At 67.1% G+C, this 23570-nt stretch carries 24 protein-coding genes and 1 pseudogene; 13 read left to right on the top strand and 12 right to left on the bottom strand.

What is annotated here, in order from left to right; all coding sequences use genetic code 11:
* Positions 1-78: 78 nt before the first annotated feature.
* Positions 79-723, bottom strand: coding sequence for a pyridoxamine 5'-phosphate oxidase (pdxH, locus tag ACTJLD_RS24195; protein WP_027789268.1), 645 nt, complete (start codon positions 721-723; stop codon positions 79-81).
* Between the two features lie 128 nt (positions 724-851).
* Between pdxH and ACTJLD_RS24190 the strand changes: the two genes are divergently transcribed.
* Positions 852-1709, top strand: coding sequence for a tRNA threonylcarbamoyladenosine dehydratase (locus ACTJLD_RS24190; protein WP_124536396.1), 858 nt, complete (start codon positions 852-854; stop codon positions 1707-1709).
* A gap of 127 nt (positions 1710-1836) precedes the next feature.
* Here the strand turns inward: ACTJLD_RS24190 and trxA are convergent, their stop codons facing one another.
* Together trxA and ACTJLD_RS24180 are read right to left on the bottom strand one after the other, a co-directional pair.
* Positions 1837-2685 (bottom strand): thioredoxin, encoded by an 849-nt coding sequence (gene trxA / locus ACTJLD_RS24185; protein WP_060086440.1) that lies wholly within the window; start codon positions 2683-2685, stop codon positions 1837-1839.
* Between the two features lie 52 nt (positions 2686-2737).
* Positions 2738-3619: a pirin family protein gene (locus ACTJLD_RS24180; protein ID WP_440659791.1), complete on the bottom strand. Its 882-nt coding sequence runs from the start codon at positions 3617-3619 to the stop codon at positions 2738-2740.
* A gap of 263 nt (positions 3620-3882) precedes the next feature.
* Between ACTJLD_RS24180 and ACTJLD_RS24175 the strand changes: the two genes are divergently transcribed.
* On the top strand, positions 3883-4761 hold the full coding sequence (locus ACTJLD_RS24175) for an EamA family transporter (RefSeq protein ID WP_027789271.1): 879 nt from the start codon (positions 3883-3885) through the stop codon (positions 4759-4761).
* Between the two features lie 64 nt (positions 4762-4825).
* On the opposite strand, the gene ACTJLD_RS24170 is transcribed toward ACTJLD_RS24175, so the two are convergent.
* Together ACTJLD_RS24170 and tsaE are read right to left on the bottom strand one after the other, a co-directional pair.
* Positions 4826-6352 carry an N-acetylmuramoyl-L-alanine amidase gene (locus ACTJLD_RS24170; protein WP_124919212.1) on the bottom strand — a complete coding sequence of 509 codons (1527 nt, stop codon included), beginning with the start codon at positions 6350-6352 and terminating at the stop codon, positions 4826-4828.
* On the bottom strand, positions 6334-6888 hold the full coding sequence (tsaE, locus tag ACTJLD_RS24165) for a tRNA (adenosine(37)-N6)-threonylcarbamoyltransferase complex ATPase subunit type 1 TsaE (protein ID WP_134255679.1): 555 nt from the start codon (positions 6886-6888) through the stop codon (positions 6334-6336). The genes ACTJLD_RS24170 and tsaE overlap by 19 nt, the downstream gene beginning before the upstream one ends.
* Before the next feature lie 17 nt (positions 6889-6905).
* Between tsaE and queG the strand changes: the two genes are divergently transcribed.
* The 3 genes from queG (at position 6906) to xerD (ending at position 9605) form a co-directional block, all read left to right on the top strand.
* Positions 6906-8129: a tRNA epoxyqueuosine(34) reductase QueG gene (gene queG, locus ACTJLD_RS24160; RefSeq protein ID WP_060171850.1), complete on the top strand. Its 1224-nt coding sequence runs from the start codon at positions 6906-6908 to the stop codon at positions 8127-8129.
* Positions 8130-8193: 64 nt separating this feature from the next.
* Positions 8194-8661: a methylated-DNA--[protein]-cysteine S-methyltransferase gene (locus ACTJLD_RS24155; RefSeq protein WP_021162558.1), complete on the top strand. Its 468-nt coding sequence runs from the start codon at positions 8194-8196 to the stop codon at positions 8659-8661.
* Positions 8661-9605 carry a site-specific tyrosine recombinase XerD gene (gene xerD / locus ACTJLD_RS24150; RefSeq protein WP_440659790.1) on the top strand — a complete coding sequence of 315 codons (945 nt, stop codon included), beginning with the start codon at positions 8661-8663 and terminating at the stop codon, positions 9603-9605. Before ACTJLD_RS24155 ends, xerD begins: the two co-directional genes overlap by 1 nt.
* Positions 9606-9653: 48 nt before the next feature.
* On the opposite strand, the gene ACTJLD_RS24145 is transcribed toward xerD, so the two are convergent.
* On the bottom strand, positions 9654-11216 hold the full coding sequence (locus ACTJLD_RS24145) for a class I adenylate-forming enzyme family protein (protein ID WP_440659789.1): 1563 nt from the start codon (positions 11214-11216) through the stop codon (positions 9654-9656).
* A gap of 261 nt (positions 11217-11477) precedes the next feature.
* Between ACTJLD_RS24145 and ybaK the strand changes: the two genes are divergently transcribed.
* Positions 11478-11969, top strand: coding sequence for a Cys-tRNA(Pro) deacylase (ybaK, locus tag ACTJLD_RS24140; RefSeq protein WP_046544563.1), 492 nt, complete (start codon positions 11478-11480; stop codon positions 11967-11969).
* Positions 11970-12083: 114 nt separating this feature from the next.
* Positions 12084-12722, top strand: a complete 639-nt coding sequence (gene plsY / locus ACTJLD_RS24135) for a glycerol-3-phosphate 1-O-acyltransferase PlsY (protein ID WP_027789279.1) — start codon at positions 12084-12086, stop codon at positions 12720-12722.
* Between the two features lie 79 nt (positions 12723-12801).
* Here the strand turns inward: plsY and ACTJLD_RS24130 are convergent, their stop codons facing one another.
* A complete protein-coding gene (locus tag ACTJLD_RS24130) occupies positions 12802-13287 on the bottom strand; it encodes a YajQ family cyclic di-GMP-binding protein (RefSeq protein WP_021162564.1) in 486 nt (161 codons plus the stop codon).
* A gap of 137 nt (positions 13288-13424) precedes the next feature.
* Between ACTJLD_RS24130 and murB the strand changes: the two genes are divergently transcribed.
* A complete protein-coding gene (gene murB / locus ACTJLD_RS24125) occupies positions 13425-14474 on the top strand; it encodes a UDP-N-acetylmuramate dehydrogenase (protein ID WP_060195148.1) in 1050 nt (349 codons plus the stop codon).
* 90 nt (positions 14475-14564) lie between these two features.
* Here the strand turns inward: murB and argF are convergent, their stop codons facing one another.
* The gene (argF, locus tag ACTJLD_RS24120; RefSeq protein ID WP_027789281.1) at positions 14565-15494 is read right to left on the bottom strand and encodes an ornithine carbamoyltransferase; all 930 of its coding nucleotides are present in this window, start codon (positions 15492-15494) and stop codon (positions 14565-14567) included.
* Positions 15495-15907: 413 nt separating this feature from the next.
* On the opposite strand from argF, the gene ACTJLD_RS24115 reads away from it, so the two are divergent.
* Positions 15908-16228, top strand: coding sequence for a DUF3579 domain-containing protein (locus tag ACTJLD_RS24115; protein ID WP_021162567.1), 321 nt, complete (start codon positions 15908-15910; stop codon positions 16226-16228).
* A gap of 156 nt (positions 16229-16384) precedes the next feature.
* Here ACTJLD_RS24115 and rpsT read toward each other — a convergent pair whose 3' ends face one another.
* Entirely contained in the window at positions 16385-16657 is a 273-nt protein-coding gene (gene rpsT, locus ACTJLD_RS24110; RefSeq protein WP_006482211.1) for a 30S ribosomal protein S20, read from the bottom strand.
* A 304-nt stretch (positions 16658-16961) separates the two neighbouring features.
* Here rpsT and murJ point away from each other — a divergent pair, with 304 nt between their 5' ends.
* Both murJ and ACTJLD_RS24100 read left to right on the top strand, forming a co-directional pair.
* On the top strand, positions 16962-18512 hold the full coding sequence (gene murJ, locus ACTJLD_RS24105) for a murein biosynthesis integral membrane protein MurJ (RefSeq protein WP_027789282.1): 1551 nt from the start codon (positions 16962-16964) through the stop codon (positions 18510-18512).
* A gap of 8 nt (positions 18513-18520) precedes the next feature.
* Positions 18521-19363, top strand: a complete 843-nt coding sequence (locus tag ACTJLD_RS24100) for a SirB1 family protein (RefSeq protein WP_027789283.1) — start codon at positions 18521-18523, stop codon at positions 19361-19363.
* A gap of 71 nt (positions 19364-19434) precedes the next feature.
* Here ACTJLD_RS24100 and ACTJLD_RS24095 read toward each other — a convergent pair whose 3' ends face one another.
* Positions 19435-20193, bottom strand: a complete 759-nt coding sequence (locus ACTJLD_RS24095; protein WP_060372141.1) for a 3-hydroxyacyl-CoA dehydrogenase — start codon at positions 20191-20193, stop codon at positions 19435-19437.
* Positions 20194-20701: 508 nt separating this feature from the next.
* Between ACTJLD_RS24095 and ACTJLD_RS24090 the strand changes: the two genes are divergently transcribed.
* A complete protein-coding gene (locus tag ACTJLD_RS24090; protein WP_081072864.1) occupies positions 20702-21271 on the top strand; it encodes an AidA/PixA family protein in 570 nt (189 codons plus the stop codon).
* Between the two features lie 90 nt (positions 21272-21361).
* A pseudogene (locus ACTJLD_RS24085) lies at positions 21362-21615 on the top strand (IS5/IS1182 family transposase); the annotation flags it as partial.
* A 215-nt stretch (positions 21616-21830) separates the two neighbouring features.
* Here ACTJLD_RS24085 and adk read toward each other — a convergent pair.
* Both adk and kdsB read right to left on the bottom strand, forming a co-directional pair.
* On the bottom strand, positions 21831-22493 hold the full coding sequence (gene adk, locus ACTJLD_RS24080; RefSeq protein WP_021162571.1) for an adenylate kinase: 663 nt from the start codon (positions 22491-22493) through the stop codon (positions 21831-21833).
* 208 nt (positions 22494-22701) lie between these two features.
* On the bottom strand, positions 22702-23493 hold the full coding sequence (gene kdsB / locus ACTJLD_RS24075) for a 3-deoxy-manno-octulosonate cytidylyltransferase (RefSeq protein WP_027789285.1): 792 nt from the start codon (positions 23491-23493) through the stop codon (positions 22702-22704).
* Positions 23494-23570 lie beyond the last annotated feature (77 nt).

Below are 23570 nucleotides of genomic sequence, written 5' to 3'. Positions count from 1 at the left end.
CTTGACCGGCGCCCGCCGCTTGCGCGGCGGGCGCCCGGATGCAACACGAGACACGACCGGCGTGCGCCGGCGCCGCGCTTACGGCGACAGGCGCGAGATCGACCAGCCTGACGAAGCGTTGGCGTCGCGCGTATAGAGCAGACGGTCGTGCAGCCGCGACGGGCGGCCCTGCCAGAACTCGATCGAGTCGGGCACGAGGCGGTAGCCGCCCCAGTGGGGCGGGCGCGGCGGGTTGTCGCCGTAGCGTTCGCTGACGGCCTTTTCCTGCGCTTCGAGCGTCGCGCGGCTGTCGATCACCGCGCTCTGCTCGGACGCCCATGCGCCGATGCGCGAGCCGAGCGGGCGCGACGCGAAATAGCGGTCGCTTTCCTCGGCGCTGGTTTTCTCGATCCGGCCTTCGATGCGCACCTGGCGCTCGAGCTCGATCCAGTAGAACAGCAGCGCTGCCTGCGGATGCGCGGCGAGGTCGTGCCCCTTGCGGCTTTCGTAATTGGTGAAGAAGACGAACCCGCGTTCGTCGACGCCCTTGATGAGCACGATGCGTGCCGACGGCCGGCCGTCGGCGCCGACGGTCGCGAGCGTCATCGTGTTCGGCTCGGGCAGCTTGGCGGCAAGCGCCTCCTTGAACCAGCGGTCGAACTGGGCGAAGGGGTCGTGGGCGACATCGGCTTCGTCGAGCGAAGCACGCGAATAATTGATGCGGAGATCGGCGAGAGTCGTCATGTTATGCAAACGCTTCAATCTGGAACCATTGTAGCCAACGCGCAAGAAACGTGCGTGCACAGTGGCGCGTGCGAGCGGGGAGTTCAGGCAAAATAGAGGGCTGCACGACTTACGTTTTCCTTGCTGCCATGCCCGCCGCCGACACCGCCCCGCCCAGTTCTTCTGATCTTACCCCGACCCCGGAAATCCAGCTTGACGTGGATCGCGCGCGGCGCTTCGGCGGCGTCGCGCGGCTGTACGGCGCGCCGGCCGCCGCCGCGTTCGAGCGCGCGCACGTCGCGGTGATCGGGATCGGCGGCGTCGGGTCGTGGGTGGCCGAAGCGCTCGCACGCAACGCGGTCGGCACGCTCACGCTGATCGATCTCGACAACGTCGCGGAAAGCAATACGAACCGGCAGATCCACGCGCTCGACGGCAATTACGGCAAGCCGAAGGTGGACGCGATGGCCGAGCGGATCGCGCTGATCGATCCCGCGTGCCGCGTGAACCGGATCGAGGATTTCGTCGAGCCCGACAACTTCGACGCGCTGCTCGGCGGCGGTTTCGACTACGTGGTCGACGCGATCGACAGCGTGCGCACGAAGGTCGCGCTGATCGCGTGGTGCGTCGCGAAGCGTCAGCCGCTCGTCGTGGTCGGCGGCGCGGGCGGCCAGCTCGACCCGACGCGCATCCGGATCGACGATCTCGCGCTGACGATCCAGGATCCGCTGCTGTCGAAGGTGCGCGCGCAGTTGCGCAAGCAGCACGGCTTTCCGCGCGGGCCGAAGGCGCGTTTCAAGGTCAGCGCCGTGTATTCGGACGAGCCGCTGATCTATCCGGAAGCGGCCGCCTGCGATCTCGAGGACGGTGCGGAGCCGTCCGCGGCCGCGCACGTCGCGGGGCTCAACTGTGCGGGATTCGGTTCGAGCGTGTGCGTGACCGCGAGCTTCGGCTTCGCGGCCGCCGCGCATGCGCTGCGGGCGATCGCGGCGCAGGCCGCCGGCTGAGCGCGCGACACGCGGGCGCGGGCGCGATGCCGCGGCGCGTGATGCGCGCCGCGCCGCATGCGATGCGGGGCTGTTATGCAGTCGGGCTGTTACGCAGCCGGGCCGTTGCGGCCCGGCCGGTCGTCCCTCAGTTGAGCGCCATGCTCAGCTTGCGCCGCCACCCGGCGACGAGGTCCGGGCGGTCGCCGGCCAGCTCGAATACCGAGATCATCGTGCGGCGGCCGAGATCGTCGCCGTACGCGCGGTCGCGCGTGACGATTTCCAGCAACTGCTCCAGCGCCCCTTCATACGCACGCCGCGCGATCAGGCTCTGCGCGAGATCGAAGCGCGCGTCGAGATCGGCCGGGTTGGCCGCGATGCGCGCTTCGAGTGCGTCGGTCGGCGGCAGGTCGGCCGTGGCTTCGAGGGCGTCGAAACGAGTCTTGATCGCCTGGTAGCGCGGGTCGCCGCCTTGCACGGTCTGCGGTGACAGGCGTTCCGTCTCGGCGCGCGCGGCGTCGACCTGGTTGCTCGCGAGCAGCAGTTCGATCAGGTCGAGGCGTGCGTCGTCGAAGCCGGGATTCAGCGCGAGCGCCGCCTCGAGGTGCGTGAGCGCGTCGTCGTGGCGCTCTTCGGCGATCGCGTATTGCGCGGCGCGCCGTTCGGCTTCCTCGGGGGCCGGCAGCAGCCGGTCGAGAAAGGCGCGCAGCTGGCCTTCTGGCAGCACGCCGACGAACTGGTCGACCGGGCGCCCGTCGGCGAACGCGATCACGTGCGGGATGCTGCGGGTCTGGAAGTGCGCGGCGAGTTCCTGGTTCTCGTCGACGTTGACCTTCACGAGCTTCCAGCGGCCTTCGTAATCGCCTTCGAGTTTTTCCAGCAGCGGGCCGAGCGTCTTGCACGGGCCGCACCACGGCGCCCAGAAGTCGACCAGCACGGGGGCGTCCAGCGACGCCTCGATGACGTCTTTCTCGAATGTGGCAAGCGTGGTGTCCATGTCGTTCTCTTTCGTTCGAATGTCGTCAGGATGGGGGCGGCGCGCCCCTTTTTCAACGCGGCTTCGACTCGGGCAGCGGAATCCACTCGGTCTCGCCCGGCACCTTGCCCATTTCCTGGCGCGTCCATGCTTCTTTCGCGCGTTCGATCGCTTCGCGGCTGCTGGCGACGAAGTTCCATTCGATGAAGCGCTCGCCGTCGATCTTGTCGCCGCCGAGCAGCATCGCGCGCGCGCCGCTGCCGCTCGTCAGCGTGACTGCGGCACCGGGCGCGAGCACGGCCATCTGCTCGGCGGGCACCGGCGTGCCGTCGATCGCGAGCTCGCCGTCGACCACGTAGACCGCGCGCTCCTCGTGCGACGCGTCGAGTTCGAGGCGGCCGCCGGCCGCGAATTCGGCCGCGACATACAGCGTGCGCGAGAACGTCATCACCGGCGAGCGCAGCCCGAACGCATCGCCGGCGATCACCGTCAGCGACACGCCGTCTTCGTTGCGCTTCGGCAGCGTGTCGGCCGGATGGTGCTCGAACGACGGCTCGGTCGTCTCGTGCGCGCGCGGCAGGGCGACCCAGGTCTGGATCCCGTGCACGGTGTGGCCGTTTTCGCGCTGCGCGTCGGGCGTGCGTTCGGAGTGGACGATCCCGCGGCCGGCCGTCATCCAGTTCACGTCGCCCGGCACGATCTCCTGCAGCGATCCGAGGCTGTCGCGGTGCAGGATCGCGCCGTCGAACAGGTAGGTGACGGTGGCGAGACCGATATGCGGGTGCGGGCGCACGTCGAGCCCCGTGCCGGGCGGCAGCGTGGCGGGTCCCATGTGATCGAAGAAGATGAACGGGCCGACGAGGCGTGCGGCGAGCGCGGGCAGCGTGCGGCGCACCTGCAGGTTGCCGATGTCGCGCACGTGCGGCTTCAGCAGGGCTTTGATCGGGGCGGTCATGGCGGATCCTGTGGGGCGGCGGGGGAGATGCCGGTCATTGTACTGGCCGTCCGCCGCCGATTCCATTCGCGCCGCGCGGGTATCGGGCCGGGTGCCGAAACCCGGTAGACTGACCGGCTTCCCAGGAAAACGCCGGGCCGCCCCGGTATTTTCTGCCCCGCAGGCGGTCCCTTTGGGGGATCGCCTCCTCGGGCGCCTGGCGCAAAGCGACAGGGTTCGAGAACACCTTGCACAACGATTCGACAATCGAGGAGACGCCGATGATGGCCCCGAAGGACTTGCTGCTTGCGCTGGTCGTGATCCTGGCGTGGGGCGTGAACTTCGTCGTGATCAAGGTCGGCCTGCACGGCATGCCGCCGATGCTGCTCGGCGCGCTGCGCTTCACGCTCGCGGCCGTGCCCGCGGTGTTCTTCGTGCGCCGGCCGCAGATTCCGTGGCGCCTGCTGGTGCTGTACGGCGCGACGATCCAGCTCGGCCAGTTCGTGTTCCTGTTCACCGGCATGTACGTCGGCATGCCGGCCGGCCTCGCGTCGCTCGTACTGCAGTCGCAGGCATTCTTCACGCTCGTGTTCGCGATGCTGTTCCTCGGCGAGCGGCTGCGCATGCAGAACCTGCTCGGGCTCGCGATCGCCGCGGGCGGGCTCGTCGTGATCGCGGCGCAGGGCGGCCGCGCAATGACGCTCGCGGGCTTCCTGCTGACGATCTGTTCGGCCGCGATGTGGGCGTTCGGCAACATCGTCACGAAGAAGGTCGGCCGGGCGAACCTCGTGTCGCTCGTCGTGTGGGCGAGCCTCGTGCCGCCCGTGCCGTTCTTCCTGCTGTCGCTGTGGTTCGAAGGGCCGCAGCGGATCGCGACCGCGCTCGCCGGGCTGAACGGGGCGTCGATCTTCGCGGTCGTCTATCTCGCGTTCGTCGCGACGCTGCTCGGCTACGGGCTCTGGAGCCGCCTGCTGTCGCGCTATCCGGCCGCGCAGGTCGCGCAATTCTCGCTGCTGGTGCCGATCGTCGGCCTGGCTTCGTCGGCGCTGCTGCTCGACGAGCATCTGACGCGCGCGCAGCTGATCGGCACGGCGCTCGTGATGGGCGGGCTCGCGGTGAACGTGTTCGGCGGGAAACTGATGCGCCGCTTCGCGGCATCGTGACGCGCCGGCACGCAGTGCGTGCCGGCGGCGGGGCGGGGTGGCCGAGTATGGCCGGATACGGCCGTCAGGCCATCCGGTTCTTCGCGAGCGGCGGATTCGCGGCGAAATAGCGCTTGATGCCGCGGAAGATCGCGTCGGCCATCTGGTCGCGATAGCTGTCGTCGTTCAGCCGGCTCTCCTCTTCCGGGTTGCTGATGAACGCGGTCTCGACGAGGATCGACGGAATGTCGGGAGCCTTCAGCACCGCGAACCCGGCTTGTTCGACCGAGCCCTTGTGCAGCTTGTTGATGCCGCCGACTTCCTTCAGCACATAGTTGCCGTAGCGCAGCGAGTCGCGGATCTGCGCGGTCGTCGACATGTCGAACAGCGCGCGGTTCACGGCCGCATCCGCCGTCTTGATGTTGATGCCGCCGATCAGGTCGGACGAATTTTCCTTGTTCGCCATCCAGCGCGCCGCGGCACTCGTCGCGCCGTGATCGGACAGCGCGAACACCGACGAGCCGCGCGCGGACGGCGTCGTGAACGCGTCCGCATGGATCGACACGAAGAGATCCGCGCCCACGCGGCGCGCCTTCTGCACGCGCACGTTCAGCGGCACGAAGAAGTCGGCGTCGCGCGTCATCATCGCGCGCATGTTCGGCGCGCCGTCGATCTTCGCGCGCAGCTTCTTCGCGATGTCGAGCGCGATGTGCTTCTCGTACGTGCCGCCGCCGCCGATCGCGCCCGGATCCTCGCCGCCGTGGCCCGGATCGATCGCCACCGTCAGCAGGCGCACGGTGCCGCCCTTGCCGGATTTCGGTGCGGTGAACTTGTAGGTGTCGCCGTCGTCGTCGCTGTCGTCGCGGCGCGCGATGACCGGCGGCGGCTTGACGGCCGGCTTCGCGGGCGTCGAAGGCGTGCCGGCGGCGTGCGGCGTGTGCGGCGTGGCCGGCGTGTTCTGCGCGAAGCGCTGGAAGAACGCATCGCTGTTGTCGCCCGCGGCGGGCGGCGGGGTGCCCGGGCCGGCCAGCGTGGACGGCGGCTGCATCTGCTGCGCGCGCGCGGTGTCGTTGAGCGCCTGTTCCTTGCGTTCCGTCTGCGCGATCAGGTCGGACAGCGGATCGGGCGCGACGGCCGGATACAGGTCGAACACGAGCCGGTACTTGTAGGCGCCGACCGGCGGCAGCGTGAACACCTGCGGCTTCACCGAACCTTTCAGGTCGAACACCATCCGCACGACGTGCGGCTGATACTGGCCGACGCGCACCGACTGGATCTGCGGATCGTTCGGCGCGATCTTCGACACGAGATCGCGCAGCGCCTGGTCGAGATCGAGGCCGCTCAGGTCGACGACGAGGCGGTCGGGACCCTGTAGCAGCTGTTGGGTATTCTGCAGCGGCTGGTCGGATTCGATCGTGACGCGCGTGTAATCGCGTGCGGGCCACACGCGCACGCCGAGCACCGACGACGCGTGCGCGAGCCGCGGCGCGACGAGACCGAGCACCAGCGTCGACGCGCCCGCGCGCAGGATCTGGCGACGCCGCCAGTTGTGCGTCGCGGTGGCCGCCGATTCGATCGAGCGGAACGGTTTGATCAACATCTTTCGAGACATGCCTTTCCTGAAGCGCTGTACGCCCGGACGGTGAGGACGCGGCCGTCGCCATCCACGTCGAGCGAGAAAACCAGATCGGGTACGCCGAGCAGCGTGCCCGCCTGTTGTGGCCATTCGACGAGGCAGATCGCGCTGGAATTGAAATATTCGCGAAAGCCTGCGTCGGACCATTCGGCCGGATCGTTGAAACGATACAGATCGAAGTGATAGACCTCGAGTTCCCCATCCTCGCGTTCGAGCGCGTACGGCTCGACGAGCGTATAGGTCGGGCTGCGCACGCGCCCCGTGTGGCCGAGGCCGCGCAGGATGGCGCGCACGAGGGACGTCTTGCCCGCGCCGAGGTCGCCGACCAGCTGGATCTGCAGCCCGTCGAACGCGTGCGCGCGGGCGAGCTCGATGCGCGCCGCGTCGAGCGCTTGCGCGAAGCGGGTGCCGAAAGCCTCGGTGGCCGCTTCGTCGGCGAGCGCGATCACGCGCTCCGCGAGCAGGGCGGGCAGCATGGCGTCGTGAGGCGGTTGGCTGGGCGTGGCTGGCATTCTCGTAAAATAGTGCGATGAACCGATTACCGGAACTCGCCGCATCCGACAGGCCTTCGACTCGTGCCGAAGGCGCGGCACCGTGTGCGCTCGACGATGCGGCGTTGACTGCGCTCGCCGCGCGCATCAGGGCGTGGGGGCGCGAATTGGGTTTCGGGGCGATCGGCATCAGCGATACCGATCTCTCGGATGCCGAAGCAGGCCTCGCCGCCTGGCTGGAAGCCGGATACCACGGCGAAATGGATTATATGGCGAAACATGGGATGAAACGCGCGCGTCCGGCCGAACTTGTGGCCGGTACGCGACGCGTGATCTCCGCGCGGCTCGCCTATCTGCCGGCTCAAACACTCGCTGACGGTGCGCCCGGCGCACTCGTGCCGCACGACTGGCGCGCGCGCGAACGGGCCCGGCTCGACGATCCGCAGGCGGCCGTCGTGTCGATCTATGCGCGCGGCCGCGACTATCACAAGGTGCTGCGCAACCGGCTGCAGACGCTCGCCGAGCGCATCGAGCAGGCGATCGGCGCGTTCGGCTACCGCGTGTTCACCGATTCGGCGCCCGTGCTCGAGGTCGAGCTTGCGCAGAAGGCCGGCGTCGGCTGGCGCGGCAAGCACACGCTGCTGCTGCAGCGCGATGCGGGTTCGCTGTTCTTCCTCGGCGAGATCTACGTCGACGTTCCGCTGCCGACCGACGCGCACACATCGCCCGACTCCGCGCCCGAGACGCCCGGCGCCCACTGCGGCAGTTGCACGCGCTGCATCGACGCATGCCCGACCGGCGCGATCGTCGAGCCGTACCGCGTCGACGCGCGCCGCTGCATCTCGTACCTGACGATCGAACTGAAAGGCAGCATCCCCGAGCCGCTGCGGCCGATGATCGGCAATCGCGTGTACGGCTGCGACGATTGCCAGCTCGTGTGCCCGTGGAACAAGTTCGCGCAGGCCGCGCCCGTCGCCGATTTCGACGTGCGGCACGGCCTCGACCGCGCGACGCTCGTCGAGCTGTTCGCGTGGGATGCGGACACGTTCGATACGCGGATGCAGGGCAGTGCGATCCGGCGCATCGGCTACGAAAGCTGGCTGCGCAATCTCGCGGTCGGGCTCGGCAACGCGCTGCGCGCGGGTGAGGGCCGGCTCGCGCCGCAGGCGCGCGATGCGATCGTCGATGCGTTGCGCGCGCGGGCCGACGATCCGTCGCCGGTCGTGCGCGAGCATGTCGAATGGGCGCTGCGTGCCGTGTGAAGGCGGCGTAAAGTGTCGTCGGCGCGCGGCGCTGCCGCGCGCTTCCATCGGTCAGGAGAGGGCCATGTTCAATGCAGTCATCGACGCACCGTTCGGCAAGGTCGGCATCCGCACGGATGCCGCGGTGGTGCGCGAGATCGTCTATCTGCCCGAATCGGTGAAGCCGGTCGATCCGGATACGCCGCTCGCGAAGCGCGCGGTCAAGCAGATCGAACGTTACTTCGCGCGCGCGTCGGCGCGCTTCGACCTGCCGCTCGCCGAGGTCGGCAGCGCGTTCCAGCACCGCGTGTGGGACGTGATCAGCGATATCCCGCCCGGCACGGTGCTGACCTACGGCCAGGTCGCGAAGCGGATCGGCAGCGCGCCGCGCGCGGTCGGCCAGGCGTGCGGCGCGAACTACTTCCCGCTCGTGATCCCGTGCCATCGCGTCGTCGCGGCGGGCGGCCTCGGCGGTTTCGCGAACCACGACGACAACGGGTATTACCAGAAAGTGAAGCGCTGGCTGCTGGCGCACGAGGGCGTGCCGTACTGATGAGTGAATCGCTGATTTCCCCCGACGGCGATGCCGCCGCGGCGTCCCCCGCGCTGCTCGCGAGCCGCGCATCGATCGACGTGTTTTGCGATGCGCTGTGGCTCGAGCACGGGCTCGCGCGCAACACGCTCGATGCTTACCGGCGCGATCTGGTGCTGTTTTCCCAATGGCTCGCCGCAACCCACGACACGTCGCTCGATTCGGTCGACGAAGCGATGGTGACGGGCTACATCGCCGCGCGCAGCGACGGCAAGGCGACGTCGTCGAACCGGCGGCTGTCCGTGTTCCGGCGCTATTACGGCTGGGCCGTGCGCGAGCATCGCGCGAGCGCCGACCCGACGCTGCGGATCTCGTCCGCGAAACAGGCGGCCCGGTTTCCGTCGACGTTGTCGGAGGCGCAGGTCGAGGCGCTGCTCGGCGCGCCCGACATCGACACGCCGCTCGGCCTGCGCGATCGCACGATGCTCGAGCTGATGTATGCGAGCGGATTGCGCGTGAGCGAACTCGTGACGCTGAAGACCGTCGAGGTCGGGCTCAACGAGGGCGTCGTGCGCGTGATGGGCAAGGGCTCGAAGGAGCGGCTCGTGCCGTTCGGCGAAGTCGCGCACGGCTGGATCGAGCGCTATCTGCGCGATGCGCGGCCGGCGCTGCTCGGCGCGCGCGCGGCCGACGCGCTGTTCGTGACCGCACGCGGCGACGGGATGACGCGCCAGCAGTTCTGGAACATCATCAAGCGTCACGCGCAGCACGCGGACGTGCGCGCACACCTGTCGCCGCACACGCTGCGGCACGCGTTCGCGACGCACCTGCTGAACCACGGCGCCGACCTGCGCGTCGTGCAATTGCTGCTCGGTCACAGCGACATCTCGACCACGCAGATCTATACGCACGTCGCGCGCGAGCGGTTGAAGACGCTGCACGCGCAACACCATCCGCGCGGTTAGCGCACGTTTTGCCGCGCAGGCTCCGGTGTGCGCACCGGCCTGCCTGCGTCAGACCAACTCGCGCAGCTTGTGCTTCAGCACCTTGCCCGTCGATGCGGCCGGCAACGCGTCGAGGACGCGGATATGCGCGGGGCGCTTGTAAGGCGCGAGCCGCTCCGCGCACCATGCGTGCAGCGCCGCTTCGTCGGCGGTCGCGCCGGGCACCTGTTCGACGAACGCGAGCACTTCCTCGTTGCCTTCGACCGCACGGCCGATGACGGCCGCCTGCACGACGTCAGGGTGCGCGTTCAGCACCTGCTCGACTTCGACCGGATAGACGTTGAAGCCCGAGCGGATGATCAGCTCCTTGCTGCGGCCCGCGATCGTCACCGCGCCGTCCGCCTCCTGCCGCGCGAGATCGCCGGTACTCAACCAGCCGTCCGGCGACACGGCCGCGCGGGTGGCGTCCGCGTTGCGGTAGTAGCCGAGCATCACGTTCGGCCCGCGTACGCGAATCTCGCCGACTTCGCCGGGCGGCACGTCGGTGCCGTCCGGCGCGACGATCCGCATCTCCACACCGGGAATCGGCACGCCGACCGAGCTGTCGGTGCGTGGCGCGTCGAGCGGTGTCTGCGTGATCGTCGGGCTGCTCTCGGTCATTCCGTAGCCGTTGTGCAGCGGCACGCCATACAGGCGCTCGACGCGTGCCTTCAGGTTCGTGTCGAGCGGCGAGCCGCCCGAATACGCGAAGCGCAGGCGCGGTGCGTGCCATGCGTGGCCGTGCGTGTGCAGGTGTTCGAGCAGCTTCGCGTGCATCGCGGGCACGCCCTGGAAGATCGTGACGCCTTCGTCGGCGAGCGCGACGCGCACGGCTTCCGGCGAGAAGCGCGGCGCAAGCCGCAGCGTCGCGCCCGCGTACAGGCTGCCGAGGCAGACCGACGCGAGCCCGTACACGTGCGACACGGGTAGTACCGTGTAGACGACGTCGTCGGGCGACACGCGGCGCAGCGCGCTCGATGTCGCCGCGATGAACAGCAGGTTGCGATGCGACAGCATCACGCCTTTCGGCGTGCCGGTCGTGCCGGTCGTGTAGATCAGCGCCGCGCATTGCGCGGCGCCGTCGGCGGCGACCGGTTCGCCAGGCGCGCTCGCGTCGACGCGATACGACCACGCGCCGATGTCGACCGGCAGTGCGCCGGCAGGTGTCGCGCCGTGCCGCGCGGCATGCGTGCGTGCGTCGGGCGATACGTCGGTGGTGAACGCGATCAGCTTCGGGCGTGCGTGCGCGGCGATCGCGTCGAGTTCGCCGGCCGACAATCGCGCGTTCGACACGAGCGCCCACGCGTCGAGGCGGGCGACCGCGAACAGCAGCACGATCTGCGCGACGCAGTTTTCGGCGACGATCATCACGCGGTCGCCGCCTTGCACGCCGAGGCCGGCGAGCAGCGCGGCCGCCGCATCGACGGCTTGCGACAGGTCGCCGTACGACAGCCTGCGTGCGTCCTCGATCAGCGCCGGATGCCCGGGTGCCTGGGCGGCCCGGCGTGCGGGCACGTCGGCGATGCGGCGGGGCAGCGCGGCGAGCAGTGCATCGACGTCGAGCGGCTCGGAAGAACGGAGGGGCGAGGACATGGCGTCTCCAGAAAAGGGGCGGGCGGCGGCCGACGAGGTTGGCGAACGATCGTGCCATGACGGCGCGTGCGCCACAATCGGCCATTCGGGCAATAGCGCTTCGCGATGTCCGCAATGATGATGGGCGGAATCGCTGCGGCGACGCAGCAGGCCGCCCGGCGGAAAACGGGCCGCGAGTATACCGTCGGCGCGGGTGCGAGGGCCCAAGGGCCCAAGGGCGCGATTGCGCGCCAGCCGGTCGTTCACCATTAAAATGCCGCCATGAGCAAATCCAGACACGTGTCCGAAACCCCTGCCACCCAGCTGTTGCGCCGCCACGGCGTGGCGTTCGGCGAGCATCCGTACGACTACGTCGAGCACGGCGGCACCGGCGAATCGGCGCGCCAGCTCGGCGTCGACGAGCACAGCGTCGTGAAGACGCTCGTGATGGAAGACGAGCATGCGAAGCCGCTGATCGTGCTGATGCACGGCGACCGCACGGTATCGACGAAGAACCTTGCACGGCAGATCGGCGCGAAGCGCATCGAACCGTGCAAGCCCGAGGTCGCGAACCGCCATTCGGGCTATCTCGTCGGCGGCACGTCGCCGTTCGGCACGCGCAAGACGATGCCCGTCTACGTCGAGGCGACGATCCTCGAACTGCCGACGATCTACCTGAACGGCGGCCGCCGCGGCTACCTCGTCAGTCTTGCGCCGGCCGTGCTCACGTCGCTGCTCGGCGCGCAGCCCGTACAGTGCGCCAGTGTCGACTGAGGGTTTCACCTTCGTGGCAGGCCGCGCCCGTTCGGTAGAATGGGCGCCGTTTCGGCTTGCGGGCTTGCCGCGCAGCCGTCCCTTTACCGATACGTTGAAAGAAGAGTCCACCGCATGCAGATCCTGCTCGCCGCCCTCGTTGCCTACCTGATCGGTTCGGTGTCGTTCGCCGTCGTCGTCAGTGGCGCGATGGGCCTGGCCGACCCGCGTTCGTACGGGTCGAAGAATCCCGGCGCGACCAACGTGCTGCGCAGCGGCAACAAGAAGGCCGCGATCCTGACGCTCGTCGGCGACGCGTTCAAGGGCTGGATTGCCGTCTGGCTCGCCCGCCGCTTCGGCCTGCCCGACGTCGCGGTCGCATGGGTCGCGATCGCCGTGTTCCTTGGCCACCTGTATCCGGTGTTCTTCCGCTTCCAGGGCGGCAAGGGCGTCGCGACCGCGGCTGGCGTGCTGCTCGCCGTGCACCCGGTGCTCGGGCTCGCGACCGCGCTCACCTGGCTGATCGTCGCGTTCTTCTTCCGCTATTCGTCGCTCGCGGCGCTGGTGGCGGCCGTGTTCGCGCCGGTGTTCGACGTGTTCCTGTTCGGCACGGGCCACAACCCGGTCGCATGGGCCGTGCTCGCGATGAGCGTGCTGCTCGTGTGGCGTCACCGCGGCAACATTTCGAAGCTGCTGGCGGGGCAGGAGAGCCGGATCGGTGACAAGAAGAAGGCGGCCGCGGACGGCGGCGCACAGGACGGCGGCAAGGCCTGAGAAAGCGCGGCGCTTGCCGCACGCCGGGCGCGCCGCGTGTGCGGGGCCCGGCGGGATGACGTGACGGATCGTCCGGCGATCAGTCGCGGAAGTTGTTGAAGTCGAGCGGCGTGTCGGTCACGTCCTTGCGCAGCATCGCGATCGTGCTCTGCAGGTCGTCGCGCTTCGTGCCCGACACGCGCACCGCGTCGCCCTGGATGCTCGCCTGCACCTTGATCTTGCTGTCCTTCACGAGCCGCACGATCTTCTTCGCGAGATCGCCGGTCACGCCCTTCTTCACGGTGACGATCTGCTTGACCTTGTCGCCGCCGATCTTCTCGACCTTGCCGTAGTCGAGGAAGCGGACGTCGACGTTGCGCTTGGCCAGCTTGCCGATCAGCACGTCCTTGACCTGGCCGAGCTTGAAATCGTCATCGGCGAACAGCGTCAGCTCGCGCTCCTTCTGCTCGACGCGCGCGTCGGAGCCCTTGAAGTCGAAGCGCGTCGAAATTTCCTTGTTCGACTGCTCGATGGCGTTCTTCACTTCGATCATGTTCGCTTCGGAAACGACGTCGAACGATGGCATGGCATTCCTCCCTTGAGATGCGGACGCCCGGCTCGCGCGCGGGCACTCGCTATAATTGCGGACTGTTTGCCATTTTACCGATGCCCCTCCGTTTGCCCAAGGCCGGCCATGCGCCGCCCGGGCGGACGTGACCGCGAATGCCGATGCCTCCTGACGATTCCACCCTGTCGCTGCTTCCCGACCATCCGCTCGCCGCGCACAACACGTTCGGCATTGCCGCGACCGCGCGCCTTGCCGCGCGCGTCACGCATGCGTCGCAATTCGAGGCGCTCCATCGCGACCCGCGCGTCGCGAACCTGCCGCGGCTCGTGCTCGGCGGCGGCAGCAACGTCGTGTTCACACGCGATTTCGACGGTATCGTGCTGCTCGATGAAATCAAGGGCCGCCGCGTCGTGCGCGAGGACGACGATGCGTGGTACGTCGAGGCCGGCGGCGGCGAGAACTGGCACGCATTCGTCGCATGGACGCTCGAGCACGGGATGCCCGGCCTCGAGAACCTCGCACTGATTCCGGGTACGGTCGGCGCCGCGCCGATCCAGAACATCGGCGCATACGGTCTCGAGATGAAGGTGTATTTCGACTCGCTGGTCGCGGTCGAGCTGGCGACCGGGCGCAGCGAGCGCTTCGACGCCGCGCGCTGCGCGTTCGGCTATCGCGACAGTTTCTTCAAGCGGGAAGGGGCTGGCCGGTTCGCGATCGTGTCGGTGACGTTCCGGCTGCCGAAGCAATGGGCGCCGCGGCTCGGCTACGCGGACGTCACGCGCGAACTCGACGCCCGTGGCATCGCACCCGATGCGGCCGCGCCGCTTGACGTGTTCGACGCCGTCGTCGCGATCCGCCGCGCGAAGCTGCCCGATCCGCTCGTCCTCGGCAACGCGGGCAGCTTCTTCAAGAATCCGGTGATCGATGCCGCGCAATTCGAGGCGCTGCGCGCCCGCGCGCCCGAGATCGTGTCGTATCCGCAGCCGGATGGCCAGGTCAAGCTCGCGGCCGGCTGGCTGATCGACCGCTGCGGCTGGAAGGGGCGCGTGCTGGGCGCGGCGGCCGTGCACGACCGCCAGGCGCTCGTGCTCGTCAATCGCGGCGGCGCGACGGGCGCCGACGTGCTCGCGCTGGCGCGGGCGATCCAGGCCGACGTGCGCGCGCATTTCGGCGTCGAGCTCGAGCCCGAACCCGTCTGCCTGTAACCGGGGTTTCGCACCGCTTTTCGTGGGCCCGAACAAAAAGCGCCGATCGACGATCGGCGCTTTTTACATGGGTTGCCGGGTGCCGGCGCGTCAGTGCTTGAGGCGGCCGAGCAGCAGGAACTCCATCAGTGCCTTCTGCACGTGCAGGCGGTTTTCGGCTTCATCCCATACGACGCTCTGCGGGCCGTCGATCACGCCGGCCGTCACTTCCTCGCCGCGGTGCGCGGGCAGGCAGTGCATGAAGAGGGCGTCCGGGTTCGCGTGGCCCATCATCTCCTCGTCGACGCACCAGTCGGCGAATGCCTGCTTGCGGGCCTCGTTCTCGGCCTCGAAGCCCATGCTCGTCCACACGTCGGTGGTGACGAGATCGGCGCCCTTGCACGCTTCGTTCGGATCGTCGAACACCTCGTAGAACGGCGCGCTGTCGGGCGACACGAGCTTCATGTCGAGCGCATAGCCGGGCGGCGTGGACAGGCGCAGCTTGAAGCCGAGGATTTGCGCGGCTTCGATCCACGTGTAGAGCATGTTGTTCGCGTCGCCGACCCACGCGACGGTCTTGCCGGCGATCGGGCCGCGGTGCTCGTAGTACGTGAAGATGTCGGCGAGCACCTGGCACGGGTGGTATTCGTTCGTCAGGCCGTTGATCACCGGCACGCGGGAGTTGTCCGCGAAGCGCTGGATGATCTCCTGCTCGAACGTGCGGATCATGATGATGTCGACCATCCGCGAGATCACCTGCGCGGAATCCTCGACGGGTTCGCCGCGACCGAGCTGCGTGTCGCGCGTGCTCATGAAGACGGCGTGGCCGCCGAGCTGGAAGATCCCGGCTTCGAACGACAGGCGCGTGCGCGTCGAGTTCTTCTCGAAGATCATCGCGAGCGTGCGGTCGTGCAGCGGGTGATAGGTCTCGTAGTTCTTGAACTTGCGCTTCAGGATACCCGTGCGTTCGAGCACGTACTCGTAGTCTTCCAGCGAGAAATCCTTGAACTGCAGGTAGTGACGAATGGTTTTGGCGGTCATGAAGCGAAATGCGGCGGGTTGCACCCGGCAGCAAGGCCGGACGGCGCCGCCGTCGGGTGTGGATAACTCAAAGCAGCATAAAGGATTTTCTGTGCTTTGACGAGCCAGGGAGAGAAGCGGGGCGCGATCGCCGTGCGTTGCGGGCGGCACAGGAGGAGGGGTGTCGGAACGACGCGCGATGGCGCGCTGCGGTATAATCCAAAAGTTTTCTCCAGCCCGGCAGGCAAGCCTCTTCGCGCTCTGCCGGACACAAGCCGTGCGCTGCACAAATCCGGTGCAGTCCGCCGGCGGCACACGTCGACGTCTCGTTTTCGGGGCATCTGAATGCTTGTGCCGCCGTCCGTTTCAGCTTTGTGTTCGCGTATCCAGGCGCCGTTGCCTGGACATCGCCGGGCCGTCACTTGGGTAACCACATGGCTGAAACCCCTCCGACCGAATTCTTCATCCAGGGCATCACGAAAGACGGGAAAAAGTTTCGCCCGAGCGACTGGTCGGAACGTCTGGCCGGTGTGATGGCCTGCTTCGGGCCGGGGGCGAGCGGGCCGAACGCGCGTCTCAAGTATTCGCTCTACGTGCGTCCGACGATGCTCGGCGACCTCAAATGCGTGATCCTCGATTCCCGGCTGCGCGACGTCGAGCCGATGGCGTTCGATTTCGTGCTGAATTTCGCGAAGGACAACAACCTCGTCGTCACCGAGGCGTGCGAACTGCCGGACTACGACGCGAAGAAGTGATGCCGGCACGGGCGAGGGCGCATGCGGCGCCCGCCCTGGCACACGTCGCCGGCCCGCAGGATGTGCGCCGGCGACAGGCGACAAAAAAGCCCGCCTAGGCGGGCTTTTTTGCGATCGCAGGAAACAGGAGCGCCCGCGTGAGCGGGCGCACCGGAATTACGCTGCTGCCTGCAGACCCTTGACGGCCGCGGCGAGGCGGCTCTTGCTGCGAGCGGCCTTGTTCTTGTGAACGATCTTCTTGTCGGCGATCGTGTCGATCGTCTTCACGGCAGCCTTGAACAGCTCGGCAGCCTTTGCCTGGTCGCCGGCTTCAACAGCCTTGCGAACCGACTTGATCGCGGTACGGAATTTCGAGCGCAGCGCCGAGTTGTGCGAGTTTGCCTTCGCGGCCTGGCGGGCGCGCTTGCGTGCTTGTGCGGAGTTAGCCATGACGGTTCCTTATCCTGTCCTGTTTCCAGAGCTTGGAGCCTGACGGCCAAGCGCTGCTTTTCGATCCGTCCCCTGAGAACGATTGCCCAGGGGCGCATAAAAAAACGGTGATTTTAACCGAGGCCGGGACATGAAAACGGCAGTTGCCGTGCATGTACGAGCCCAGAAACCGGCGATTATAGCAACAAAATCAAGCGAGTGGCAAGTTGAACGTGACAACCGTCGGGCGGGGCACCGGCGGCGTGCGCGCTTTTCGGCATCGGCCGCTGGCCGGGCCACGCAACGTCCGTATAATAAGCGCCCCATGAATCTATTCCGAGCCCTGCTGACGGTCAGCGGCTTCACGCTGCTGTCGCGCGTGACCGGACTGGCCCGCGAGACGCTGATCGCCCGTGCGTTCGGCGCCAGTCAATACACCGACGCGTTCTACGTCGCCTTCCGTATCCCGAACCTGCTGCGCCGCCTGTCCGCCGAAGGCGCGTTCTCGCAGGCGTTCGTGCCGATCCTCGCCGAGTTCAAGAACCAGCAGGGGCACGATGCGACGAAAGCGCTCGTCGACGCGATGTCGACGGTGCTGGCGTGGGCGCTAGCCGTGCTGTCGGTCTTCGGGATCGCCGGCGCATCGTGGGTCGTGTTCGCGGTCGCGTCCGGCCTGCACACCGACGGGCAGGCGTTCCCGCTCGCGGTCACGATGACGCGGATCATGTTCCCGTACATCGTGTTCATCTCGCTGACGACGCTCGCATCCGGCGTGCTGAACACGTACAAGAGCTTCTCGCTGCCCGCGTTCGCGCCGGTGCTGCTCAACGTCGCGTTCATCGCCGCGGCCGTGTTCGTCGCGCCGCACCTGAAGGTGCCGGTGTTCGCGCTTGCATGGGCCGTCATCGTCGGCGGCGTGCTGCAGTTCCTCGTGCAGCTGCCGGGCCTGAAGAAGATCGACATGGTGCCGCTGATCGGCCTCAACCCGCTGCGCGCGCTGCGCCACCCGGGCGTGAAGCGCGTGCTCGCGAAGATGGTGCCCGCGACGTTCGCGGTGTCGGTCGCGCAACTGTCGCTGATCATCAACACCAACATCGCGTCGCGGCTCGGGCAGGGCGCCGTGTCGTGGATCAACTACGCCGACCGCCTGATGGAATTCCCGACGGCGCTGCTCGGCGTCGCGCTCGGCACGATCCTGCTGCCGAGCCTGTCGAAGGCGCACGTCGACGCCGATTCGCACGAGTATTCGGCGCTGCTCGACTGGGGGCTGCGCGTCACGTTCCTGCTCGCGGCACCGAGCGCGCTCGCGCTGTTCTTCTTCGCGACGCCGCTCACGGCGACCCTCTTCAACTACGGCAAGTTCGATGGGCATACCGTCACGATGGTCGCGCGCGCGCTCGCGACCTACGGGATCGGCCTCGTCGGCATCATCCTGATCAAGATCCTCGCGCCGGGCTTCTATGCGAAGCAGGACATCAAGACGCCCGTTAAAATCGCGATCGGCGTGCTGATCGTCACGCAGATCTCGAACTACGTGTTCGTGCCGCTGATCGGCCACGCGGGCCTGACGCTGAGCATCGGCGTCGGCGCGTGCCTGAACTCGCTGCTGCTGTTCCTCGGGCTGCGCAAGCGCGGCATCTACCAGCCGTCGCCGGGCTGGCTGCGCTTCTTCGTGCAGCTGATCGGCGCGGCGCTCGTGCTCGCGGGCCTGATGCACTGGCTGTCGATCAGCTTCGACTGGACCGGGATGCGTACGCAGCCGCTCGATCGCATCGCGCTGATGGCCGCGTGCCTCGTGCTGTTCGCTGCACTATATTTCGGTATGTTGTGGGTGATGGGCTTCAAATACGCTTATTTCAGAAGGCGCGCCAAGTGACGACCGCAATGACCCGCGTCCTCGACTACTTCAGCACGCTCGTGGCGGACGACGACAGCCTGCCCGTCACGGAAGCGGCGCTGTCGCTGGCGCAGGACGCCTATCCCGACCTCGACCTGCAGGGCACGCTGGCCGAACTCGACATGCTGGCGGCGCGGCTGCGCCGGCGGCTCGCCGACGACACGGACCTGAAGGGCCGCGTCGCCGCGCTGAACGACTTCTTCTTCCGCGAGCTCGGCTTCGCGTGCAATCACAACGATTACTACGACCCCGATAACAGCCACCTGAACGCCGTGCTGAAGCGGCGGCGCGGGATTCCGATCTCGCTGTCGGTGCTGTACCTGGAGCTTGCCGAGCAGATCGGCGTGCCGGCGCGCGGTGTATCGTTCCCCGGCCATTTCCTGCTGCGCGTCACGCTGCCGGACGGCGACCTGATCATCGACCCGGCCAACGGCCATTCGCTGTCCGAAGCCGAGATGGTCGAGATGCTCGAGCCGTACGTCGCGCGTGCGGCCGGTGCGGTCGACAGCGCGTTGCGCGCACTGCTGCAGCCGGCGACGAGCCGCGAGATCATCGCGCGGATGCTGCGCAACCTGAAGACGATCTATCTTCAGACGGAGCGCTGGCAACGGCTGCTCGCGGTGCAGCAGCGGCTCGTGATCCTGCTGCCCGAGCATCTCGACGAAGTCCGCGATCGCGGTTTCGCGTATGCGCGGCTCGACTACCTGCGCCCCGCACTCGAGGATCTCGAGCAGTATCTCGGCGAGCGGCCGGACGCGGACGACGCGACCGTCGTCGAATCGCAAGTAACCGAGTTGCGGCAGCGGATGCAGCGCGACGGCGAGGACTGAGCCGCCGCCGTGCTGCCTGCCGGAACCGTGAATGACAAAACGCCCGCGATGCGGGCGTTTTTTTTGCGTGCTTATTTCGGCTGCATCCGGATCGCGCCGTCGAGGCGGATCACTTCGCCGTTGAGCATCGGATTCTCGACGATCTGGCGCACCAGCAGCGCGTATTCGGCCGGTTTGCCGAGCCGCGGCGGGAACGGCACCATCGCGCCGAGCGCGTCCTGGACGTCCTGCGGCATGCCGAGCAGCATCGGCGTCTCGAACAGGCCGGGCGCGATCGTCATCACGCGGATGCCGTTGCGCGACAGGTCGCGCGCGATCGGCAGCGTCATGCCCGCGACGCCGGCTTTCGACGCCGCGTACGCGGCCTGGCCGATCTGCCCGTCGAATGCGGCGACCGACGCGGTGCTGACGATCACGCCGCGCTCGCCTTCCGCGGTCGGCGCGGTGGCGGCCATCGCGGCGGCCGCGAGCCGGATCATGTTGAACGTGCCAATGAGGTTCACGTTGATCGTCTTCGCGAACACGTCGAGCGGATGCGCGCCGTCCTTGCCGACGGTCTTCGCGGCGGGCGCGATGCCGGCGCAGTTCACGAGGCCGCGCAGCGTGCCCGCGCGCGTCGCTGCGTCGACGGCCGCCTGCGCGTCGGTCTCGCTCGACACGTCGCAGTGCACGAAGATGCCGCCCAGCTCGGCCGCGAGCGCGGTGCCTGCCGTGTCGTTCAGGTCGGCGAGCACGACCGTGCCGCCTGCTTGCGCGAGCATCCGCGCCGTGCCGGCACCGAGGCCGGATGCGCCGCCCGTGATCAGAAATACGTTGCCGCGAATTTCCATGACTGTCTCCGTGTCGACCGCCCTTGGCGCTTCAGCGCTTGGGGCGGTCCCATGCAAGGCGGTCGACCGCCGTTGGCGCTTCAGCGCTTGGGGCGATCCCATGCAAGGCGGTTGCCTGGTTCCTGCCGCGTGATCGGTTGAAATGCCGGCACGCCGGTAACGGAGGCGCCCGCACTCGACCGATTGTACGGGGCACCCTCGCGTGACGGCGAGACCGGAACGATCGTGCGAATTCCGCCCGGGCAAAAAAGGGTCTTCGCGAATTTCCGTGGATATCGCTGTCCGTCCCACTGCTGCGAATCGCGCGGAATCCGCTAGTGAGCAATACTCCTCTATCGGCTACATCGGACTGTAATCGAGTGTAATCGATTCGCGCGCCAATTCCGCCTACGCTGCGAGAACTCTTTGGAGAGATTCGAATTCTTCGATCGAGAAGATTTTAAATCCAGAAGAGAAACGGGTGCCGCAAGCACCTTTGCTTTGACACAAATTTAATTCGGAGAAAATCATGGGGCATCGAGAAATTCTCGCTGGCGCACCCGCAACAATCGAAATTGTTGCATTGTTTGACGTCGAGTTAATTCTGCACGATTATCCAATAAAGAATAATAATACTCCTCAGGCCGCCACGTGGATCGAACACGGGCCGGAATCAGTAAAATATGCCTATCTGGTTGCTCCTGAGGAGTATGTGGATCCCAAAACAAACGCGACACCGGATCTCACGATTTATGGCCTTACCGGCGATACCGTCCGTTGGCGCGGTCTCTCCTTCAGTGGAAACATCAACCATGCGGGAGCCCTGGTTGCGATCAAACCTAACGGGATCCTGCATGTCCTTCAATTTAAGGGCCCTCCGCGTGATGTCCCGGGGTCTTATTTGGGTTACAACATTGACAAAGGTGAGCCTTACGATATTAAGCAGTTTCTGGATAACCGTATCGATTCTTCTGTTATTGGCACTGGCACAGATAATTATATTATAGTGTTTGCGTTAATGGAGGTTGATCGCAGAACTGGAAATATCGGCAAGATTGGATATTATCAGTGGGACCCGAAAGTTACCTGCCACGCTTGAGCCGGGAATCCAATTGACGTTAAGGGGCGGCGATATCTCTCCGGCAGTCGTTGAGCATGAAGCCGCCCCGTTTCGCAAGATTGCGCGTGCGTTCACGAAAATGCTCGGGACGTGGCGCGGAAGCTATGGGCACACCGGAGTTCAAACAATAGCGCCGCGATCGAAAGTAGGTCGAGATGCTGTTCGCGCATCTGAAGCGAATTTTGAAGCTCGATCGCTTGAGGCCACGAGAGCTGAGCGGAGTGCAGGACGAATTCCTGTTGGCAACAACTGCGCAAAACCTTCGACGAATGTCTAAACGGTCGGCGCCGCTCGGCAACGAGATGACTGCGATGGCGGTGTAGCCATGCGATGAGAGGCGAAAGCTTCTTCGAAGTCAGGCGCATCGATTCAACCGAACCGCATCGCAAGTGCAAGTGAGTTATGGACGTCGTCCGAGCCGAGTATTCCAACGGAATCGGCCGATCGCCGGCAGTCTGCCTCGCGTTCCCCGGTAATCCGTGATGAACCAAAAAAAAGCCGCCCGGAGCGGGCGGCTTGCGGGTGCGCGACGCGCTGCTTACTTCAGTGCGTCAAACGCGCGCTCGCGGATTTCCTCGACGGCGCCGAGGCCCGAGATCTTGCGATACTGCGGCGCCTTCAGGCCGTTTTCCTCGCCGCGCTGCGCCCAGTCGCCGTAGTACGTGATCAGCGGCTTGGTCTGCGCTTCGTACACTTCGAGACGCTTCTTGACGGTTTCTTCCTTGTCGTCGTCGCGCTGGATCAGCGGTTCGCCCGTCACGTCGTCATGGCCTTCGACCTTCGGCGGGTTGAACTTGACGTGGTACGTGCGGCCCGATGCCGGGTGCGTACGGCGGCCGCTCATGCGCTCGATGATTTCCGAGAACGGCACGTCGATCTCGAGCACGTAGTCGATCGCGACGCCCGCTTCCTTCATGGCGTCAGCCTGCGCGATCGTGCGCGGGAAGCCGTCGAACAGATAGCCGTTCGCGCAGTCGGCTTCCTTCAGGCGCTCCTTGACGAGGCCGATGATCAGCGCATCCGGAACGAGCTTGCCGGCGTCCATGTAGCCCTTCGCCTCGACGCCGAGCGGCGTGCCGGCCTTCACGGCCGCGCGCAGCATGTCGCCCGTCGAGATTTGCGGGATGCCGAACTTTTCCTTGATGAAGTTTGCCTGGGTGCCCTTTCCCGCGCCGGGCGCGCCCAACAGGATCAAACGCATGGTGATATCTCCAGTATGTAGATTCGTGTGGCGAGACGCGAAAAGCGCCGGCGACGGTGTGCGCGGCGCTTGCCTGGCGCGCGGCGGACCGGTCTGATGCGGCGCGTCGGGTTGGGCGACGCGCGACTGCCGGCAGGGCCACGGGCGGGGTCAAGCGAGGACGCGCTGGTCGCGGACGGCTCGCACAATCGCCTGATTATGCCACGGGTTATTTTGGTCCCGGCTGAAAAAGGGCCTGCACGCGTGCGAGATCGGCCGGCGTGTCGATGCCGGCTTCGGGCGCGGACTCGGTGATCAGCACCGCGATGCGCTCGCCGTGCCAGAGCGCGCGCAGCTGTTCGAGCTGCTCGGCCTGTTCGATCGGCGCCTGCGCAAGCGTCGGATACGTGCGCAGGAAACGCGCGCGATACGCATAGAGGCCGATGTGCCGATAGACCGGGAAAGCAGGCGCAGGCATGGCTGCGACGTCGGGCCAGTGCGGCTGGTACGCGTCCCGGCTCCATGGAATCGGCGCGCGCGAGAAGTACAGCGCGACGCTCTGCGCGTCGAGCGCGACCTTCACGACGTTCGGGTTGAACACGTCGGCCGCGTCGTGGATCGGGTGGGCGGCCGTCGCAATCGCGCACGCCGGATGCGCGGCGAGGTGCGACGCTACGTCGCGCACGAGTACGGGGTCGATCAGCGGCTCGTCGCCCTGAACGTTGACGACGACGGTGTCGTCGCTCCACCCGAACGTCGCCGCGACTTCCGCGAGACGGTCGGTGCCGGACGGATGGTCGGCGCGCGTCAGCACCGCTTCGAAGCCGTGATCGCGCGCGGCATCGAGCACGCTCTGCGCGTCGGACGCGACGAGCACCTGCTGCGCGCCCGCTTCACGTGCACGCTCGGCGACGCGCACGACCATCGGCTTGCCGCCGAGATCGGCGAGCGGCTTGTTCGGGAGCCGCGTCGACGCGAGCCGGGCGGGAATGACGGCGATGAAGGGTTGCGGGTGAGTCATCGGGGCGGGCGGTGAAGAGAACGGAGCGGGCGGCGCGTCAGGCGCGGGTCGCCCGGAGGGTTCGGCGCCCTGGCCGC

This window comes from Burkholderia sp. 22088 (assembly GCF_052045915.1).
Classification (GTDB): Bacteria; Pseudomonadota; Gammaproteobacteria; order Burkholderiales; family Burkholderiaceae; genus Burkholderia; species Burkholderia cepacia.
This window is presented reverse-complemented; position numbering and strand designations above follow the sequence as displayed.